Source organism: Cetobacterium sp. ZWU0022, assembly GCF_000800875.1.
Classification (GTDB): domain Bacteria; phylum Fusobacteriota; class Fusobacteriia; order Fusobacteriales; family Fusobacteriaceae; genus Cetobacterium_A.
On the sequence record NZ_JRJZ01000078.1, the window covers coordinates 1 to 721 of the forward strand.

At 23.4% G+C, this 721-nt stretch carries 1 protein-coding gene; it reads right to left on the reverse strand.

What is annotated here, in order from left to right; all coding sequences use genetic code 11:
• Positions 1-280: 280 nt before the first annotated feature.
• Positions 281-571: a hypothetical protein gene (locus tag L988_RS06405; RefSeq protein ID WP_047382686.1), complete on the reverse strand. Its 291-nt coding sequence runs from the start codon at positions 569-571 to the stop codon at positions 281-283.
• Positions 572-721: the final 150 nt, after the last annotated feature.

Sequence of the window (721 nt, forward strand, 5' to 3'; positions counted from 1 at the left end):
AATTTATAATTCTCTTTTAACCAACCTCCTTTTTGAGATTTTTTTGCTCTGTTTTTAATGAAAATTGCTTTTTCCATTTTAATTCCTCCTGCTTATTTTTTTTATAAAAAAAATGCCCTACACGAATAAAAATAAAATAGTAATAAAACTATTTATATTTCATATTGTGTAAGCAATTTTTTCTTTTGTATTTTATTATAAAGATATTCATTTATTCTGTTTAACTTCTATGCTTCAAGTTGAAGCATAGAGTTTTTTCTAAATCCTTAATATGATTAGCTTAGGATTTAGTAAAAAAACTCCCCCAGATTAAGAAAATTAAAAATAAAAAAATTATTGTGGCAAAAACTTTATTTAAAAAATTAGTTCGTTCAAAAGTTCTTTGATATTCGCTAAATGTATCTACAATTTTTTTAGCTTCTGTTAATTGTTCGGCTATTTTAGCATCTCTATCTTTTATTTTTTCTAAATCTTTTTCAATATCTTGCCTATTTTTTCTTGATTCCTGAGTTAGTTCAATTAATTTATTGGCTATTATATTTTGATTTTTTTTAAGTTCCTCTATCTCCATTATCTCTCCAATCCTCTACTTTTCGATTTACTCCAATTATTTTTTCTAACTTTTTAACAATTAAGTTGAAATTTAAAGCTACATAATATATACAAATAAAGAGTATTGTGTACCTGTAAACACTCAATTCTTGAAGGGTTATAATGAAAT

What these genes read in the sequence shown, in the direction of transcription:
- L988_RS06405 (WP_047382686.1), bottom strand. Translation starts at nt 571, where the DNA reads ATGGAGATAGAGGAACTTAAAAAAAATCAAAATATAATAGCCAATAAA.